The sequence below is a fragment of the Vreelandella sp. V005 genome (assembly GCF_052645115.1).
Genome location: NZ_JBQXYA010000003.1, coordinates 284,132 through 301,341 on the forward strand (window position 1 = coordinate 284,132; position 17,210 = coordinate 301,341).

16 protein-coding genes are annotated in these 17,210 nt (G+C 56.2%); 8 read left to right on the forward strand and 8 right to left on the reverse strand.

What is annotated here, in order from left to right; all coding sequences use genetic code 11:
• Positions 1-120 precede the first annotated feature (120 nt).
• From ACUN8H_RS09915 to ACUN8H_RS09930, 4 genes are all read left to right on the forward strand, one after another.
• Complete coding sequence (locus ACUN8H_RS09915) at positions 121-3,951, forward strand: AsmA family protein (protein ID WP_445531975.1); 3,831 nt, start codon at positions 121-123, stop codon at positions 3,949-3,951.
• Positions 3,951-4,268, forward strand: a complete 318-nt coding sequence (locus ACUN8H_RS09920) for a BON domain-containing protein (protein WP_445531976.1) — start codon at positions 3,951-3,953, stop codon at positions 4,266-4,268. The genes ACUN8H_RS09915 and ACUN8H_RS09920 overlap by 1 nt, the downstream gene beginning before the upstream one ends.
• 39 nt (positions 4,269-4,307) lie before the next feature.
• Positions 4,308-4,892: an exopolysaccharide biosynthesis protein gene (locus ACUN8H_RS09925; RefSeq protein WP_445531977.1), complete on the forward strand. Its 585-nt coding sequence runs from the start codon at positions 4,308-4,310 to the stop codon at positions 4,890-4,892.
• 200 nt (positions 4,893-5,092) lie between these two features.
• Positions 5,093-5,179 carry a hypothetical protein gene (locus tag ACUN8H_RS09930; protein WP_443089279.1) on the forward strand — a complete coding sequence of 29 codons (87 nt, stop codon included), beginning with the start codon at positions 5,093-5,095 and terminating at the stop codon, positions 5,177-5,179.
• A gap of 244 nt (positions 5,180-5,423) precedes the next feature.
• Here ACUN8H_RS09930 and ACUN8H_RS09935 read toward each other — a convergent pair whose 3' ends face one another.
• From ACUN8H_RS09935 to ACUN8H_RS09950, 4 genes are all read right to left on the reverse strand, one after another.
• Positions 5,424-6,443 carry a Gfo/Idh/MocA family protein gene (locus tag ACUN8H_RS09935; RefSeq protein WP_445531978.1) on the reverse strand — a complete coding sequence of 340 codons (1,020 nt, stop codon included), beginning with the start codon at positions 6,441-6,443 and terminating at the stop codon, positions 5,424-5,426.
• Positions 6,444-6,488: 45 nt separating this feature from the next.
• Entirely contained in the window at positions 6,489-7,979 is a 1,491-nt protein-coding gene (locus ACUN8H_RS09940; RefSeq protein WP_445531979.1) for a tripartite tricarboxylate transporter permease, read from the reverse strand.
• A gap of 13 nt (positions 7,980-7,992) precedes the next feature.
• Positions 7,993-8,454, reverse strand: coding sequence for a tripartite tricarboxylate transporter TctB family protein (locus ACUN8H_RS09945; protein WP_445531980.1), 462 nt, complete (start codon positions 8,452-8,454; stop codon positions 7,993-7,995).
• 62 nt (positions 8,455-8,516) lie between these two features.
• Complete coding sequence (locus ACUN8H_RS09950) at positions 8,517-9,488, reverse strand: Bug family tripartite tricarboxylate transporter substrate binding protein (protein ID WP_445531981.1); 972 nt, start codon at positions 9,486-9,488, stop codon at positions 8,517-8,519.
• A 320-nt stretch (positions 9,489-9,808) separates the two neighbouring features.
• Between ACUN8H_RS09950 and ACUN8H_RS09955 the strand changes: the two genes are divergently transcribed.
• Genes ACUN8H_RS09955 through ACUN8H_RS09970 form a run of 4 tightly spaced genes read left to right on the forward strand, consistent with a single transcriptional unit; the run spans position 9,809 to position 13,803 of the window.
• On the forward strand, positions 9,809-10,741 hold the full coding sequence (locus ACUN8H_RS09955) for a hypothetical protein (protein WP_445531982.1): 933 nt from the start codon (positions 9,809-9,811) through the stop codon (positions 10,739-10,741).
• 11 nt (positions 10,742-10,752) lie between these two features.
• Positions 10,753-11,520 (forward strand): SDR family NAD(P)-dependent oxidoreductase, encoded by a 768-nt coding sequence (locus tag ACUN8H_RS09960; protein WP_445531983.1) that lies wholly within the window; start codon positions 10,753-10,755, stop codon positions 11,518-11,520.
• 16 nt (positions 11,521-11,536) lie between these two features.
• The gene (locus ACUN8H_RS09965; RefSeq protein WP_445531984.1) at positions 11,537-12,247 is read left to right on the forward strand and encodes a FadR/GntR family transcriptional regulator; all 711 of its coding nucleotides are present in this window, start codon (positions 11,537-11,539) and stop codon (positions 12,245-12,247) included.
• 32 nt (positions 12,248-12,279) lie between these two features.
• Positions 12,280-13,803 (forward strand): aldehyde dehydrogenase (NADP(+)), encoded by a 1,524-nt coding sequence (locus ACUN8H_RS09970; protein ID WP_445531985.1) that lies wholly within the window; start codon positions 12,280-12,282, stop codon positions 13,801-13,803.
• Positions 13,804-13,920: 117 nt separating this feature from the next.
• On the opposite strand, the gene phnP is transcribed toward ACUN8H_RS09970, so the two are convergent.
• Genes phnP through phnL form a run of 4 tightly spaced genes read right to left on the reverse strand, consistent with a single transcriptional unit; the run spans position 13,921 to position 17,184 of the window.
• Positions 13,921-14,742, reverse strand: a complete 822-nt coding sequence (gene phnP / locus ACUN8H_RS09975) for a phosphonate metabolism protein PhnP (protein WP_445531986.1) — start codon at positions 14,740-14,742, stop codon at positions 13,921-13,923.
• Complete coding sequence (phnN, locus tag ACUN8H_RS09980) at positions 14,724-15,281, reverse strand: ribose 1,5-bisphosphokinase (protein WP_445531987.1); 558 nt, start codon at positions 15,279-15,281, stop codon at positions 14,724-14,726. The genes phnP and phnN overlap by 19 nt, the downstream gene beginning before the upstream one ends.
• Positions 15,281-16,429: an alpha-D-ribose 1-methylphosphonate 5-triphosphate diphosphatase gene (locus ACUN8H_RS09985; RefSeq protein ID WP_445531988.1), complete on the reverse strand. Its 1,149-nt coding sequence runs from the start codon at positions 16,427-16,429 to the stop codon at positions 15,281-15,283. The genes phnN and ACUN8H_RS09985 overlap by 1 nt, the downstream gene beginning before the upstream one ends.
• Entirely contained in the window at positions 16,426-17,184 is a 759-nt protein-coding gene (gene phnL, locus ACUN8H_RS09990; protein ID WP_445531989.1) for a phosphonate C-P lyase system protein PhnL, read from the reverse strand. The genes ACUN8H_RS09985 and phnL overlap by 4 nt, the downstream gene beginning before the upstream one ends.
• Between the last annotated feature and the right edge of the window lie 26 nt (positions 17,185-17,210).

A 17,210-nucleotide genomic window follows, 5' to 3' on the forward strand; every position in this document is an offset into this window, starting at 1 on the left:
ACCATTAACCACATAACGCAAAGGTAAACACTTACCTCAGCGACTATATTAATGAGATAAGGGCAAATAGCGTATTGAGAAAATTGCTCAGTATTTAGCTTATAAAAGGTATTCAATATAATGCCGTATCGGAATTCGAAACGCCTACGGCGATGGTGGATAGCTCCGCTCATTGGTGTCGTGCTTATCATCGTTACCTTAGCGTTAATGCCCTGGAATTTTTTAAAGCCTGTTATCACTGACCGTATCGAGCAGGCAACGGGTCGCTCAGTGGCGATCCATGGTGATGTGGAAATAAGCCTGCTTCCACGCCCTCAGCTTGCGCTTCATCAATTGGAAATAAGCAACCCCGAGTGGGCTACCGCTGACAATCTACTAAACGCCAAGCAGGTCACATTGACGCCCTCGCTTATTGATTTGCTGCAAGGCCAAGTAAAGCTGGAGAAGCTGGATTTTTCTGGTTCGACACTTAACCTGGAGCAGCGCGCCAACGCATCTGCTAACTGGGTATTGGGCGATGAGCAAACCGCTCAATCAACGTCGGCAGAAAACACTTCTTCTTTCTCACTGCCCTCTCTAGCTGTCTCCGACTCAATCGTGAGTTATTGGCGCGCCAATACTGACAATCCGCTATCGGTAGCTATTTCTTCGCTTCAAACGCAGGCGGGGGATGAGACTTTACGCACCCAGGCGACCTTAAATGTTCAACAACGAGAGATTGAGCTGAAAGCCCAAACGGATCTCATCGCTGCATTTTTGGATGAAACCAAGGCGTTCAGCGGGGATATTTCTCTCAGCGCTGGCGAGAGCCAGCTGACCACAACGTTCGAGCTTCCTCAATCGCCTTCATTACAACGTTTTCAAGCGAGTGGCGAGTTAAGCCTGCATCAACTCCGCGATTGGGCAAGATGGCTCCACCTACCTCAAATCGCGCTTGAAAATCTTGAGATAGCGGCTGACTTAGCGCGCCAAGGCAATCAGTGGCGACTAAGCAACGTGGCTATCGCCACGGCCGAAAGCCAGCTCAGCGGTGACCTGACGTTAGATACGTCCGGTGAAGTGCCCATCCTTGACGGCCGTTTAAATGCCTCGACAATTGATGTGGCTGCTTTGCAGTCAGCCTTGCCAAGAAACGACGACAGTCAGGGCCTATCAATACCCGTACTACCGGCCGTACGCGGAAACGTATCGATCGCCGCAGACCGCCTAATCTTTGAACAAACAACGCTGCATAATATGCAAGGGGCGCTTGAACTTGCTGACCACGCGGTCGTCCTCACCCCACTGACCTTCGACATCGCAGGCGGTCATGCCCAAGCGGATATCGCGCTCACCAGCAGCCCCGATAGCGTTCAAGCAGACGCCCAGCTAGCCTTGTCGCAACTCGATCTTTCGCAAATCGACCCAGCGCTACCGCCGGGTAACCTGTTAAGCGCTGATATCGCCCTTGCGCTTCAGCCCATGGAACAGCGCCCTACACTAGCCTTAGAGACCCTGCTTGCAAACCTGCACATCGGCCACGCACGGTTTGATTATCAGCAACAAAACGCAAACACCCACCTTGAAGGCACTCTCGCGACCAGCGAAGAACAAACCCCGCCTGAGCTCCTACTGAACGTCAACGGCACTTGGCGCGACAAGCCACTGCAACTAGCGGCCCAGGGAGCCCCGTTAACGCACTTGCTGAACTTGGAAAACAACACATTGCGGCACGATTACCCGCTGCATATCGACGCCACCTCCAACGCTGTGCGGGCGCAGGCGGATACCACCTTGACATCGCTACTATCGCCCCAAACATTTGCCGCCGACATGACCCTCACCGCCGACAGCGCACAGCAGCTGGAAAACTGGTTTGGGCCGGTGCTGCCTCCACTGCCTGGGTTTAGGCTTACCGGCGAGCTGGTACGCGATCATGATCAGTGGAGCGCCACGGGCCTTGAAGGACGCATTGGCTCGACCCAGGTGAATGGCAGTATCGACGTGCTCAGCGGCGAGCGGCCGGTGGTCGAGGTGGACCTGGAAGCCGGTCGGATACAACTTGCTCAACTCATAGAAAGGACGACTCCCACTGAGAGCGAAGAGGCAGTGGACGAATCCTTCCTGGCGCCACTGCGTACCTTCGATGGGCAACTGTCGCTAAACGCCAATACGTTAGTGTTACCCAACGGCTTGGCCCTGAACGAATTGACGCTCGCGGCCAACCTGCAAGCAGGCCAGCTGGAAGCCGAGCCGATTCGGTTTCGCTTGGGTGATGGTTCGCTTAGCGCCAGCTTAATGCTAGATGCTGCACAGTCACCTGCGTCGGGGCACCTTGATATCAATGTGGATAATATCGCCCTATCCAGGCTGGACGACACCTTCACGCCCATCGAAGACCGGCTTGGCCGCGCCTCAGGAGAACTCCACCTGGAAATCAGCGAAGCGCTCCCCAGCAGCAGGCGCGATGATTGGCGGTGGCCGTACCTGGGTCGGCTGGCGTTTGAGCACTCGGTATTGCATTTTAGTGACCCACAAGCTGGCACTGAGATGACATTTACCCTGGAAACCCTAGGCAGCACGACAGGTACCCAAACCTTCCAACTAGAGGGTGAAGGCCACTATGACGGTGCACCAGCCACCCTCTCGCTCCAAGGCGATCCCTTGCTCAATGCTCGCGACCCCGGCCGCGCGTATGCGGTGGATTTAGAAGCCGACATCGTCGATACGTACATCAGCCTAGACGGCACGCTGCGGCGCCCTCTGGCATTGCAAGGGCTGAACTTGCAGCTCGCCCTTGAAGGGCCCAACCCTCAGCGCCTGAGCCGCCTGCTCGGCATCGGCCTACCCTCACTGCCTGCCTACTCGGTCACAGGGGAGTTGGATCTCAACGACCAGCGCTGGGCGTTTACCGAACTGCAAGGCATCATTGGTGGCAGCGATCTCCATGGGCGCTTGTCTCTCGATACCGGCGTCAGCCCGCCCAAAGTGACAGGGACGCTACGCTCGACCCATCTCGATATTGAAGACCTGGGCTTTCTGGCGGGGGAAACCCCAGAAAACGCCACCGACGACCGTTTTATACTGCCCGACACTGAGATCATTACTCAGGCATGGCAAGGTGTATCGGCGGATATAAGCTACCAAGGCCAATCTGTGCGCGCAGGGGAGGTTCCCTTAAGCAATGTGGTTATCGACTTTGCGCTTCAAGATGGTCGGGGGCGCTTCGAGCCCCTGAGTTTTGGAGTAGGCGCGGGCAGTGTCGATCTCACCCTCGCACTAAATACCGTCACTACCCCACCCAGCGGCACGCTGCAGGTGGAAGTGCAGGGCGTGGATATTGACGACGCACTGCGTCACTGGGCGCTGGCTGACGATAGCACCGGCACCATTGGGGGGCGCGGCAAGCTCTGGATCGAGGGCGCCTCCATTGCAGAAATGTTGGCCTCTGCCGATGGCGGCGTCGTTCTGTTGATGACCGGCGGAAGGCTGGATGCCCTGCTGGTCGAGATGGCAGGATTAGATGCTGGCCAAACGTTGGCAAGTTGGCTGCGCGACCGCAATCCCATTCCCGTTGATTGCGCTTACGCCGACCTTCAAGCTAGAGATGGCCTAACGCACTTGGATACGTTCGTTGTGGATACCCGCGACACCACCTTTACCGCTGGCGGCCAGGTAAATTTAAATAATGAGCGTGTCGATATCAGCATCATCGCCCACCCCAAAGACCCCAGCGCGTTGGTTGGCCGCTCCCCGCTTCACTTGGGGGGCACTTTCAACCATATTGAGACAAGCGTGCATCGCCAAGGGCTGATAATGCGCGCGGGGGCAAGCGCGGTGCTCGGCGCCCTGGCTGGCCCGCTGACCGCCCTCTTACCACTGCTGGAGGTGGGCACGGGCCCTAAGATGGAATATTGCCAGGGATTGATCAGCCGTTCTCGCGAAGCCATTCAAGAGGGAGAAATGGAATAATGCCCCCCTATCACTGGTGCACGCAGTGGAGAGTGCGTAGCCTGCTGCTCTGCGCATTATTGGTTGGCTGTGCAAACTCGCCCGTCAATGATTCCGCTCGGCTTGCACAACAAGACTCGCTAGCCGCGGTTCAAATTAAGGCCCGGCTTCTTGAGGCACCCGACTTGGCTGGTTCTGCCATCGCGGTAGACCTGGAAGGCGACCATGCCTCCCTAAGCGGTTTTGTCGAGACGTCACAACAGCGTGACCAAGCTGAAGCCATCGCCCGGGAGCAAGATAAGGTGAAGACAGTGGAAAATAACATTACCGTAAAGTAGTGCATGGTTGATGCAAAACGGATGATACGGAGATCAGGGATGAACCAGCCGTTACAAAATCTTGAACAACTGCTTGATCGCGTTGGCGGGCTAACACAGCGCTACGATCAAGTCTCCATTGGGATGGTCGTCGAAGCGATTGGCAGCCGTTCGTTTGGACCGTTGTTGATGCTTATCGGCATCACGCTATTTTCGCCGCTCAGCGGCATACCGGGCATGTCGTTTTTCATGGCGGTGTTTGTCTTGCTGGTCGCCATACAAATGCTGATTGGCCGGAAAAAATTTTGGTTGCCTCCTTTTATCCTCAACCGCTCGGTTGAGCACGGCAAACTGCAAAAAGCGCTCGATTGGCTGAGCAAGCCAGCACGCGGCATAGACCGCGTGCTTAAACCACGCTTAACGTTTTTAGTGCATCGGAGTGGCAGCTATGGCATTGCCATGCTGTGCGTCGTCTTCGGTCTCTGCATGCCGTTGATGGAGCTGGTGCCGTTTTCTTCCTCGGCCGCCGGGCTGGCGTTGCTAATCCTCGGGCTTTCGCTAGTGGCCCACGATGGGTTACTCGCCCTATTGGCCATTGTAATCTTCGGTGGGGCGTTCTCGTTTCTCATCATCCACTTACTGTGATGTGTGTCCCCTTTAGCCGATAAGGCTAGTTTGCACACCGTGGGTTGAACTCCTATCTTCAAATGGCACGGTCAGCTATACGCCAGCACGGTAGCGTTAAACAGCAGCGGGAGCGATATTGCTGCACCCTTCAGCGCCGTTGATTTTTTCTAACGTTAGCTCACAGATGAGCTAATCGAAAAACGAAAGGAGAGATTGCTATGTTGAAGTTTTTAGCTAGCACGGTAGGCATTATTTTTATGATTGGCCTGTTAGTGGTGATTGGGCTTCTTATGCTGATTTTTTAACTCTCATTGGTTTTTCAGCACTCGTTTAAGTGTCATTCACGCCCATGCATTTCATTAATTATCGTCTTAAGTGAGCGACTGAGTGAGCTTAAGCGCAGTCAAAAAGGCACCTAGGTATAACGATCTTAAGGGGGGATAACAAGCCTAAATAAAACTCGTTTTTATAGACAAAGCAGAATTTATTTTCCTAAGAATGAGGCAATATAAAGGGATCGGGCCCTTAAGGCCCGAAAGTTTATCGCTATTAGGAAGGCTTCCAGCCGGACACCTCGTAAGCGCTCTCCATCAGGCGCAGCGTCTCGAGATTATCGAGCCGATCCGTTGGGAAAGGCGTTCCCTCGCGAAGCCCTTTCACAAAAGAGGCGATAAGACCTGAAAAGCATGCTTGATAGTTCGCCTTCAGATCGTGCTTCTTGCGGTTATCAGGGTCGCTGACAAGGTAAATCTCGTCACGATCCATGATGACGGTATCTCGCGAACCAATGACCTCTAGGCGGTCCGTGGGCAAAGGCGGGTAGCCCATGGCAGAGATATTGGCATCCAGCACCACTGAGGCGCCACCTTCACACTGACGCATGACAATGACGCCAGTATCCTCGCCTTTTAAAGTGGGATTAGTGCGTGAGACGGTCGCCGATGTAACCTCTAACTCGCCGACCATGGCGCGCAGCGCATCCATCTGATGGATCAGCATCTCGAAGATCAACAAACGTGGAAATTCAGCAAGATAAGGCTGGCGGCCCAGTAGAAATGGGGTCTCGCCCTCAGCGGCCACCATTGAGGCGGAACGCATCGTCAGTCGAACATGCTGAAGCTCGCCGATACGCCCCTCAGTAACCCACTGGCGCACCTCGGCATAATGGGGACGAAACCGGTAATTCTCATGCACACAGAAGCGCACCCGGTCGCCGATATCGCGGATTAGCTCTTCAGCCTCCGCCACGGTCGGGGTCATCGGTTTCTGACACACCACGTGAACGCCATGATCGGCCGCTAACCGAACCAGAGGCGCGTGTGAGCCGACTGGCGTAATGATATCCAGGGCATCTAACGATTCAGCAGACAGCATCTCAGCTACATCGGTATAAACACCGGGAATGCCAAATTCTTCTGCACGGGCTTGGGCGCGCGCAATGTCTGGATCACAGATTGCCACGACTTCGATGCCCTCAACCTCGCCCCAACCAATCAGGTGAAACTGGCTGATGGCGCCCGCCCCGGCAACCCCGACACGGATGATGGGCTTTTTGAGCGTAGTAGGCATGGAGTAGATTCCTTGAATAGTAGTGAATAGTAAGCGTGGCCTGAATTAAACAGCGGCCCGGCGGCGATGGCTCAATAAACGGATCAATGAGGGCGCTAGCAGCGCAGCGATCGTCAGGAAAGCCAGGATTGCCGACATGGGGCGTGTAAAGAAGGGAGTCACGTCACCTCCCGATTTAATCAAAGAGGTCACTAAGTTTTGCTCCACCATCGGCCCCATCACCAGTCCCAGCACAAACGCCGCCACGGAGTAGCCGTACTTATCGAGCGCATAGCCAATGGCACCGAAGGCGGCCACGGCAACAATGGAGAAGAGGCTGTTCGACACAGCATAGGCACCAACCGCACTGCACAGCAGAACGGTGGACATGATCGTCCAGCGCGGTACGCGCAGCACATAGGTCGTACTGCGGATCATCAGCAGTCCCAGGGGAATCATGATGATGTTGGCGATCAGGAATACCCAGTAGAGCGAGTAAAGCGAGGCCGCATTTTCAGTGAACAAAGTGGGCCCCGGGTTTAACCCCTTCATATAAAGCACACCGATAGCGATGGCGGTGATGGTATCGCCGGGAATACCAAATAGCAGCGAGGGCACCCAGCCACCCGCCAATGCAGAGTTATTGGCTGAGCTTGCCTCGATTAGACCCTCGGAATGACCAGTACCGAACTTCTCGGGCGTGCGGGAAAAGCGCTTTGAGGTGGCATAAGCGACCCAGGCGGCCATGTCAGCACCGGCACCAGGCAGCGCGCCGATCATCACACCCATCAAGTTACCGCGCAGCATCTGTTTCTTGTAGCGTCGCGTCAATTCCCACTGCTTACCCAAAATACTGCCAAACTTTCGACGCGGCGCGGCGGGCGTAGCAGGAGCTCTCATTGCGCGCATCACTTCGGCAACCGCAAAAACCCCCACCAGGGCTGACACCACGTCGACGCCTGAATAGAGTTCATAAGAGCCGAAAGTGAAGCGCGGGACACCAGCCGCATTATTCATACCCACCGTCGACACCAACAGGCCAAACATCAATGCCGCAAAAGACTTTATATGCGAACCGCTAGACACCAGGGTCGCACAGAGCAAACCGAGGCAGCCGAGCCAGAAGTATTCGTAGCTTGAGAATTGCAGAGCGATGGAGGCCAGCAGTGGTGCCACCAGCACGAGGATCACCGTTCCAAAAATGCCGCCGAGCGCCGAAAACCATAACCCAGTGCCCAGCGCTGTTTCAGGCTCGCCACGACGCGTAAAGGCATTGGCTTCTTCCATATAGGCAGCGGATGCCGGGGTGCCGGGAATGCGCAGCAGCGTACCAGGAATATCACCCGAAAAAATCGCCATAGCAGAAGCGGAGATGATGGATGCGACAGCGGCGACAGGTGACAGATAGAACGTGATGGGCACCAGCAGCGCGGTCGCCATGGTTGCTGAAAGCCCTGGAATACAGCCCACTAGCATGCCATAGGCGGCAGACAAGATAATGACCATCATCACTTCAAGAGTGGCGACGGTCTGGAGCGAAAGAATAATATTTTCCATTAAGTGCTTCCGTTTACCAGGGCAGCGAGAGAATACCGGGAGGCAGTGGCACCCTGAGTAGGCTGGCGAAGATGGTATAAATCAGTATCGTCATTACCACCGAGAGCAGCAGCGAGCCGATGACCGAGCCCCGTAGCAGCAGGGAGGTGATAAACACGATCAGAAAACCCGTTAACAGGAACCCCACCGACGCCATTATGAAATAACCCAACAGAAGGACAGCCACCGGGGAGAGCAGGTGCAGCGCACCCATGATGCTGAAAGAGGCTAGTTGACCCGACTCTGGGATTATCTGTCGCTGCGGCCTTGCGGCGATGACAAGCCCGGAGAGGCCGAGCGCTACCCCGAGAACCATAGGAAATACCGCTGGCCCTATGGGCTGCCCCGGGATACTTGGAAGGCGAAGCGAGGCGATAACTACTGCTACTCCGAGCGTTACGAGAACAAGTCCGCCGATGCGATCCGGCAATGTCATGGGTATCTCCAGCCACAAACCGGTCGGATAGAACCCGACCGGCAACAGTTATTTTGTATTGCTTATTCGGCCGTCATACCCGCAGCGCTCATCACCTCACCAAACTGCGTCTCTTTTTCAGAGAGCCACGCATCGAGGCCAGCGGCGTCTTCCCAAATGAGGCCGAATTTCCGGGATTCCATAAAGTCTTGATAATCAGCACTTTCGTAAATGCTCTTCAGCGCTGACTCGAGCGTAGTAGCGACATCCTCTGGGATACCTGCCGGGGCAACAATACCGCGCCAAGACGAGGCAACTGTCCAATCCACGCCCACTTGCTCCTCCAGCGTTTCAAGGTCGGGATAGTTCGGGTCGCGCTCATCCGCCATCAAGGTGATGGTCTCTACTTCACCCGCAGCCACCATGGCTTCAGCTTCAGGTACGGAAGAAACGACAACCTCAACGCCACCTGCCGCGAGTTCCTGCATGGCGGGAGCAGCGCCTTGGCTAGGTACCCAGATCGCATCGGCTGGATCAACTCCGGCCCGCACTAGCATGCCGACCATGGCCAGGTGCCAAATGCTGCCCTGCCCAGAACCGGAAAAGCGTACGGTCTCACCAGCCTTTATCGCTTCAATGATGTCGTTGGCACTCTCAAACTCAGAATCGTCTGCTACGTGAATACTGGCTGGGTCAGTATTGACCAAAGCGAGTGGGCGATAGGCGTCATAGGTTAAATCGGTCAGCCCCTGACGATGCATCATGTTGATCTCAGCGGTAATGAGCCCGATCGTGTACCCATCGGGCCTAGCCATGGCGATGGATTGATGGCCGACAACACCATTACCGCCGGTACGGTTAATCACGTTAACCGGCGTGCCGAGCTCTTTTTCTAGCCCGCTGGCTAGAATGCGCGCCACCGCATCAGAGCCACCACCAGCGCTCCAAGGCACTAACAGAGAGATCGGGCGCGCCGGGTAATCCTGGGCAAACGTGATGCCCGGCATGCTCATGAGGGCAGCGCAAGCGACAGCTACAAAAGTACGTCTCTTCATTGTCATTCTCCTAAGGCTTTTCATTGTAATTAGCTAAGGGCGGCGCTCCCCACTGAGCACGAGCCGACATGCCTGACAACTTCACCAGCATGCATACATTTCGAAGCTAAAGTTTTAATACACTTGTCAAATGTTGTAAATCACTTTTGCAACAATCATTTAGTAGACTTTGGTATGACTATGCACGGTAGATAGGATCTTATATAGATAATAGGCGGCATATCTCGAGAAGAGAATTTGTAAAATTTCAGCGAATTTGTAATTATTAGTAATATTAATCAGCCAGCGGCATGCTGGCCCAGGACGAGGACAGCACCGCCATGAAAACGACCATCACGCTTGAGCACTTGACTAAATCCGTCATCGCAGTGCCCCCTTTTGCTTGTGAAGGCAGCGCAGAGCACTGCGCCGAATCGAACCTATCGCTGATACGCCATATCGAAGCTGGCGGCGTTTCGACACTGCTCTACGGGGGCAATGCCAACGTACAGAACTGGCCAGTGTCACGCTTTGGCGAGTGGCTAGACACACTGGCTGGGCTCGTCGCTGAAGATACATGGCTTATTCCTTCCGTCGGCCCTGACGGCGGCAAGCTTTCGGATCAAGCAAAGCTTTTGGCCAAACGGAATTTTCCCACTGCCATGTTATTGCCCTTCACCGGTCCTAAAACGGATGCGGGTTTTGCCCGTTCAGTTCGTGACTTTGTACAAACATCCGGCACCCAAGCCATCCTCTACATGAAAAGTGATGGTTACTTGGCCCATGACGTCATTGAATCGCTGGTGGCCGATGGCAGCCTGTTCTCAATCAAGTACGCCATCCCACGCGAGAACACCGCCATTGACCCTGTATTGGATGATTTGATTGCGGCCATCGGTAAAGAGCGGATCGTCTCAGGATTTGGCGAACCACCGGCACTACCCCACCTTGAACACCAGAAACTTTCTGGCTTCACCGCCGGTTGCGTCTGTATCGCTCCGAGCTTGTCGCAGGCATTCCTGCACTCACTGCAAGCAGGCGACTTCACAAAAGCCAGAACCCAGCTCAAAGCCTTTGACGCGCTCGAAGCACTGCGCGACTCGGGCGACCCGATCCGGGTACTCCACACGGCCGTTACGCTGTCGGGTATCGCTGACATGGGTGCACCGCTGCCCTTCCTGACGGAAGCCGATGACGCCCTGCGCCCAGAGATCGAAGTCGCCGTAAGAGAGCTGCTGGCGGCCGAGATGCAAGCACGCTCTGTTGCTGCTTAAAGGAAAACATCATGAACGATATTTATGGCTTTACAGGTCTCACGGCGCTTATCACCGGCGCCAGCTCAGGCATCGGCTTTGCCGTCGCCGAAGCGCTGGCCATGCACGGTGCTTCGGTTGCGGTGCACTACAACAGCAATGGCACCGAGGCCCAGGCTTTAGTAGCTCGGCTGAAAAGCGAGGGAAAACACGCCGTAGCGCTTCAAGGCGATTTAGCCCAAGACGATGAAGCCAATCGCGTGGTGGCCCAAGCCGCCGAGGCGCTAGGTGGGATCGACATTCTGATCAATAATGCCGGGGCAATGGTTAAGCGTGCTCCTTTCGCCGATGCGGGCGGCGCACTCGGCGCCAGCGTGTTTGACGTCAACTGCCGCTCATTGCTGCAAGTGACACGTTCAGCGCTACCCTGGCTGGAAAAATCTGACGCAGGTGCCATCGTCAACACCGGCTCTATCGCCGGCTGGAACGGCGGTGGCCCCGGCGCTGGCTTTTACGCTGCCGCAAAAGGTTACGTGCATACCATCACTCGCGGTATGGCAAAAGAGTTTGCGGCATCTGGCATCCGGGTCAACGCCATTGCCCCTGGGGTTATCGTCACGCCCTTCCATGACACCACACCGCCTGAAGTTCTCGCGTCATTCAAAGCAGCGATCCCCATGGGTCGGCTAGGAGAGCCTGCAGATTGTATCGGACCCTATCTGTTCCTTTGCTCAAGCGAGCTAAGCGGATATGTTACTGGTCAGATCCTTGACGTAAACGGCGGGCAGTACATGCCCTGAAGGGAATGACCAGACGATGAGCAACACAAAAAAACCCTCGGAAAAGAAGCTCGGCGATCTCGTTTATGACGGTATCTTCTCGATGATAGCCTCCGGGGAAATAGCCGAGAATGTCCGGCTTCCCAGCGAGGTGGAGCTTGGTCACCGCTTCGGTGTTTCTCGCCCTGTTGTGCGCGAAGCGCTTGCACGGCTACGGGATGACGAGCTGATCCAGTCGCGCCGGGGTTCGGGTAGCTACGTCATGCGCAAACCCGATGCCAACGTTTTTCGCTTCGTCGAAATCGGCTCGGTCAGTGACATCCAGCGATGCTACGACTTTCGCGTTGGATTCGAGGCGGGCGCTGCGGGCCTGGCAGCCACCTCCTGGCGAACTCAGGAAATGACGGAGCTAGAAAGCGCCGTTGATGAACTCTCTCAGGCCCTTTCAAAAGGTGAACTGGCCGTCGACGCTGATTCTCGTTTTCACCGGGCAGTGGCAGCAGCAACCCGCAACGCTTACTACATCTCGGTTCAGAACTCCCTCGATCAAAATATTCGGTTCGGAATGAACCTGGCCTTAAATCTCTCACTGCTAAAACCAGCGGCCCGCAACAAGATCGTCGTTGAGGAACACGCAGAGATCGTTGAGGCAATTCGTCAACGCGATGCCATCAATGCTTCGCAAGCGATGGCGCGACACATTGAGAATGCACGCAAGCGCATGTTTGAGGGCTGTGAGACCACTTAACCGACGCTTATTTAAAGTATTAAGGACATAGAATGCCGTATACACCCTCAGGGAAACACCTTATTGCTGGCGAATGGATCGCAGAAGCAAACACCTTCCTCTCCACCCCCGCTCATGGCCCGGCTCACCCCTTCAGCACGGGGACACCTGAACTAGTAAACCGCGCCTGTGAAGCAGCCGAAGCGGCGTTTGAAAGCTATGGCTTCACCTCTCGCGCAGAGCGGGCACGCTTCCTACGCTCAATTGCTGACGAAATCGACGCACGCGGCGATGCCATTACAGAGATCGGCACCCAGGAGAGCGGACTGCCTAAAGCACGCCTTGAGGGTGAGCGTGGCAGAACAGTCGGCCAACTGCGCCTCTTCGCTGACCACATTGAAGCGGGCACCTATCTAGATCGTCGCTACGATGCGGCACTGCCTGAGCGCACCCCTGCGCCACGTCCTGAAATTCGCCTGGTTCAGCGTCCCATCGGCCCCGTGGCTGTCTTTGGCGCCTCGAACTTCCCGCTCGCTTTCTCTACCGCAGGCGGCGACACCGCCTCGGCGCTGGCCGCAGGCTGCCCGGTCGTGGTTAAAGGTCACTCTGCCCACCCTGGCACTGGCGAGATAGTGGCTGAAGCCATCGCCGCCGCTATCGCAAAAAATGGCCTACATCCTGGTGTCTTTAGCCTGATTCAAGGCGGCAACCGCGCGGTAGGCGAGGCGCTCGTGACGCACCCGCGCATCAAAGCCGTTGGATTTACCGGCTCTCTAACCGGTGGCCGTGCGCTGTTCAACCTTTGCGCTGCTCGTCCCGAGCCCATTCCCTTCTTTGGCGAACTCGGCTCGGTGAATCCGATGTTCATTCTTCCCGCCGCTCTCTCAAGCAGTGCTGAGACGCTCGGCAAGGGCTGGGCTGGGTCGCTCACCATGGGCGCTGGCCAGTTCTGTACGAACCCTGGCATCGCGATCCTACCTGAGGGCGCAGCAGCCGACCGCTTCGTCGCTGCTACTCAGGCAGCACTCGCCGCTAGCGAACCGCAAACCATGCTGACTGACGGGATCGCCGACGCCTACCGCAAGGGCAAGGCACACTTCGAAGCGCACAAAACCGTTAAGACCGTATTGGCCACGGAGCAGTCGGGACGCACCGCCTCGCCCAACCTTTACGAAACCAACCTAGAAGCCTTCCTCGCCGATGAAACGTTGGGTGAAGAGGTCTTTGGGCCGATCGGCCTGGTAGTGCGGGTCAAGAATGTCGAAGAGATGCAACAAGTCGCACGCAACATTGAAGGCCAGCTAACCATCACCCTGCACATGACGAAGGACGATACACCGTTGGCAAAATCGCTGATGCCGCTCATTGAACGCAAAGCGGGTCGCCTGCTCGTTAACGGCTTTCCAACCGGTGTTGAAGTAGTCGACGCGATGGTTCACGGCGGCCCCTACCCCGCTTCGACAAACTTTGGCGCCACCTCGGTAGGTACGATGGCTATCCGCCGTTTCCTGCGCCCGGTAAGCTATCAGAACGTTCCCAATGACTTACTGCCTAAAGATCTATTGGCATCAGAATAGCGCCCTTCAGCCCCTGCCTTGTGGTTCAGCAAAGAGCTTACCGCGGGGGCTTTCCAGCTTTTTCTTACACAAGACTCATCTACCTTCGCTTGAACTTGCAGCAAGCTACCCTCTCTTTTAGGACGATACCAACCACTCTTTAAGACTCTCTCCATCTCGGGCGATACGCACGTTGGGGGGCAAGCGCGAGGGATTCGTCAAACGTTCGGCGTCTAAATCGTGACCAATGTGAGTGAGATACGCCCGTGGGGGATCGAGTCGGGCAATAATCTCCAGTGCCTGGGTGATAGTGTTGTGATTGTGCGGTGCCTGATAGGTGGCGGGGTAACAGGCATCTAACACCACCACGTCAGGCTTCCAACTGCGTAGAAAGCGCTCCGTTTCGGCTGGCAGACCGCAGGTGTCAGTGAGGTACGCAAGCCTTGTTCCACCGTCTTCAAGACAGTAGCCTAACGTTGGTTTCGAATGCTTAAGCGGTACTGGCGTCACCGTCAGGCTCTCGAATTTAATGGCTTTAAAGGGCTTGAGCCCGGGCTGGAAATCCAGCACTCCAGGATTTTTGTACAAATCAGCACAGCCATAGGCGTCCTTAGGACCATAAACAGGGATCGTTTCTCCGCTCCCCCATCGCAAATGGAAAAGCCCCTGAACATGGTCGGCATGGTAATGCGTAATCAGAAAAGCCGACGGCCGTTCGATCTCGCAACTGTGCGCCAAGTCCATGCGCCCAGCGTCGAGTAAGTAGAGCTTGCCATCGACCCGTACTTCGGCCGAGCAGGGACCACGCTTTAAGCTAGTCAATACTCTAGCCCGACTGCAGGCCTCACAGCCACATCCAAAGCGTGGCACCTGGGCACTATCGCCGGTACCGCCAAAACGAAACTCCATCAATAGCTCTCCCGCCATGAAGTCCCAGGCCATCAAGCCTGAGCAGAACATCCCTTGATCACCGCTGTCAGTTCCGTAAGGCTGTCCGCCAGTCGCCCCCCATTATTGACTCGGGCGACGCCTGGAAAGGTGTCCAGCAACTCACGCTCCATTTCCTGATGGCGCTTGAGTCGATGCTCAATCTCATCGATCGACTCTCTCCCACGCCCCATCAGTCGACGGCGCAAGACTTCCGGGGGTGCAGTGATTACGACGGGCACCAGTGCCTCACCGAAGCGTTCAAGCGCCATCGGCAACGCCCGGCGGCTACCGTTGAGCAGCACCGTAGTGCCCCTGCCGAGCCACGCTTCGACCTCTACGCCTACGCCGTACTTGAGCCCATGGGCCTGCCAGGCAAGGCATAGCATGCCCAACTCACAGCGCACCGAGAACTCGGCATCGCTGAGCGCGACGCAATCCTCGGTGGCACTACTTTCCCGGGTCAGATAGCGGTGGGCGACCAGCCATTCCGGGTGCGCTCGGCGGGCCGCGTGCAGCAGGCAATCTTTACCAACGCCACTGGCCCCCATTAGATAGATCAAGCGGCCCATTAGTACACCTGCTTACCGGCACACCACACTCTCTGAACCAGAGGATGGCTATCGACTTCACGCACACGAATCAGGTCAGCACGCAACCCTTCGGCAATGCGCCCACGGTCATTCAAGCCCACCGCTTCGGCAGGTTTTCGTGAGGCAGAGGCGACGGCACGAGGTAAATCATAGCCATCCTCCATCTTACTGATCAGGAAGACCGCATCGAGTAGTGCAGCGGGGTAGTAGTCCGAGGAAAGAATGTCGAGCACACCGAGCCGCACCAGTTCGCTGGCCGCAATGTTGCCCGAATGAGAACCTCCGCGTACCACATTAGGCGCGCCCATCATTACGGCCATGCCGTGGTGATGAGAAGCATGAGCGGCCTCCAAGGTGGTGGGGAATTCCGCCACTTGCGTGCCGTACTCAAGGCTTTCGGCCACATGCTCTATCGTGGCATCGTCATGACTGGCGAGCGCCAGACCACGCTCATGGCAGGCCTGAGCAATTGCTTTGCGGTAGGCACTTGAGTATTGAGCACTAAAGCCCTGCTGGCGCTCGATGAACGCATCAAGGCTGGCGTCATCGAAACCGTGTTTGCCCTTGTAGTACACCCGGTAGGCGTCGAGGCTGGCGAACTGGCGCTGCCCTGGCGAGTGGTCCATCAACGATACCAACCCTAGCTCAGGTGTATCCGCAAGGGACTGAAAGCGTGCCAGCGTATCCGGATGGCAAACTTCACAACGTAGATGCAAACGGTGGTCTACCCGCGCCATGCCGCTACGATTGATGTCCGCTAGCGCTTCCACCATTTGATACAGCGCCTCTTGGCGCATGCTCTGGTCATCCACATCGCCGATGGAGACAGCATCAAATACCGTGGTGATACCGCTTGCTGCCATTTGGGCATCGTGAGCCAAGGCAGCGGAGCGCGATGGCCACGACACCTTGGGTCGCGGCTGAAAATACTTCTCCATGTTATCGGTATGCAGTTCTATCAGCCCAGGAATCAGCAAGTCGCCTTCGCAGTCGATGGCACTGGGCAGCGCGGTATTACCCTGCTCGATCGCCTTGATGCGCCCTGCCTGAATTACCAAGCTACCACGGACAATATCGTCATCAAGCACTAGGCGGGCGTTGGTCAGAACCTGTTCATTCGCTCTCATCTTGGCGACTCCTGGGTATCATTGTTCACAGCGGTTGAGGCGTCACCCGCTCTCAACATATGCTCTTCCAGCGGCAGTTGGCGGTCAGCGACACGATCGCGCACATCTTCATCATGGAAAATTCCCAGCATCGCCGTACCGCGCGCTTTGGCCTCCTGAATGAGTTCAACCACCACATCGCGGTTGGCGCTATCCAGCGAGGCGGTGGGCTCATCCAATAACAGCAACGGATGCTCGGCAATAAAGCCCCGAGCAATATTCACTCGCTGCTGTTCGCCGCCGGAGAACGTTCCCGGTGCTAGATCCCATAGCCGCTTAGGCAGGTTGAGCCTTGCCAGCAGTGCCTCGGCTCGGCGACATGCTTCGTCCAGCGCAACGCCTTGCGATAGCAATGGCTCCATCACCACTTGCCGCGCAGAGACCCTGGGCACCACGCGTAGAAACTGACTGACGTAGCCGATCACATCGCGCCGAAGCACGTGCCAGGCCTGGGCGGGCAGGTCGGAGAGCTCAAGCTCTCCGTCATCAAAGTGCAGCGTCAACCGACCCGCAGAGACGCGATAGTTGCCATTCACCATTTTGAGCAGCGTGCTTTTACCGATACCACTGCGCCCGGCCAGCACAAGACATTCACCGGGCATCAAACTCAGCTCGAGACCGCGCATCACATCTAACTGCTGGCCACTCTGTGCGTGTAGCACGAAGGACTTGTCGAGCGCCGACGCGCTCAGAAAAGGTTGCCTTATCGCCGTCATAGCAGGCTCCTGAAGATGAGATCCTG

What these genes read in the sequence shown, in the direction of transcription:
- ACUN8H_RS09915 (WP_445531975.1), top strand. Translation starts at nt 121, where the DNA reads ATGCCGTATCGGAATTCGAAACGCCTACGGCGATGGTGGATAGCTCCG.
- ACUN8H_RS09920 (WP_445531976.1), top strand. Translation starts at nt 3,951, where the DNA reads ATGCCCCCCTATCACTGGTGCACGCAGTGGAGAGTGCGTAGCCTGCTG.
- ACUN8H_RS09925 (WP_445531977.1), top strand. Translation starts at nt 4,308, where the DNA reads ATGAACCAGCCGTTACAAAATCTTGAACAACTGCTTGATCGCGTTGGC.
- ACUN8H_RS09930 (WP_443089279.1), top strand. Translation starts at nt 5,093, where the DNA reads ATGTTGAAGTTTTTAGCTAGCACGGTAGGCATTATTTTTATGATTGGC.
- ACUN8H_RS09935 (WP_445531978.1), bottom strand. Translation starts at nt 6,443, where the DNA reads ATGCCTACTACGCTCAAAAAGCCCATCATCCGTGTCGGGGTTGCCGGG.
- ACUN8H_RS09940 (WP_445531979.1), bottom strand. Translation starts at nt 7,979, where the DNA reads ATGGAAAATATTATTCTTTCGCTCCAGACCGTCGCCACTCTTGAAGTG.
- ACUN8H_RS09945 (WP_445531980.1), bottom strand. Translation starts at nt 8,454, where the DNA reads ATGACATTGCCGGATCGCATCGGCGGACTTGTTCTCGTAACGCTCGGA.
- ACUN8H_RS09950 (WP_445531981.1), bottom strand. Translation starts at nt 9,488, where the DNA reads ATGAAGAGACGTACTTTTGTAGCTGTCGCTTGCGCTGCCCTCATGAGC.
- ACUN8H_RS09955 (WP_445531982.1), top strand. Translation starts at nt 9,809, where the DNA reads ATGAAAACGACCATCACGCTTGAGCACTTGACTAAATCCGTCATCGCA.
- ACUN8H_RS09960 (WP_445531983.1), top strand. Translation starts at nt 10,753, where the DNA reads ATGAACGATATTTATGGCTTTACAGGTCTCACGGCGCTTATCACCGGC.
- ACUN8H_RS09965 (WP_445531984.1), top strand. Translation starts at nt 11,537, where the DNA reads ATGAGCAACACAAAAAAACCCTCGGAAAAGAAGCTCGGCGATCTCGTT.
- ACUN8H_RS09970 (WP_445531985.1), top strand. Translation starts at nt 12,280, where the DNA reads ATGCCGTATACACCCTCAGGGAAACACCTTATTGCTGGCGAATGGATC.
- phnP (WP_445531986.1), bottom strand. Translation starts at nt 14,742, where the DNA reads ATGTTCTGCTCAGGCTTGATGGCCTGGGACTTCATGGCGGGAGAGCTA.
- phnN (WP_445531987.1), bottom strand. Translation starts at nt 15,281, where the DNA reads ATGGGCCGCTTGATCTATCTAATGGGGGCCAGTGGCGTTGGTAAAGAT.
- ACUN8H_RS09985 (WP_445531988.1), bottom strand. Translation starts at nt 16,429, where the DNA reads ATGAGAGCGAATGAACAGGTTCTGACCAACGCCCGCCTAGTGCTTGAT.
- phnL (WP_445531989.1), bottom strand. Translation starts at nt 17,184, where the DNA reads ATGACGGCGATAAGGCAACCTTTTCTGAGCGCGTCGGCGCTCGACAAG.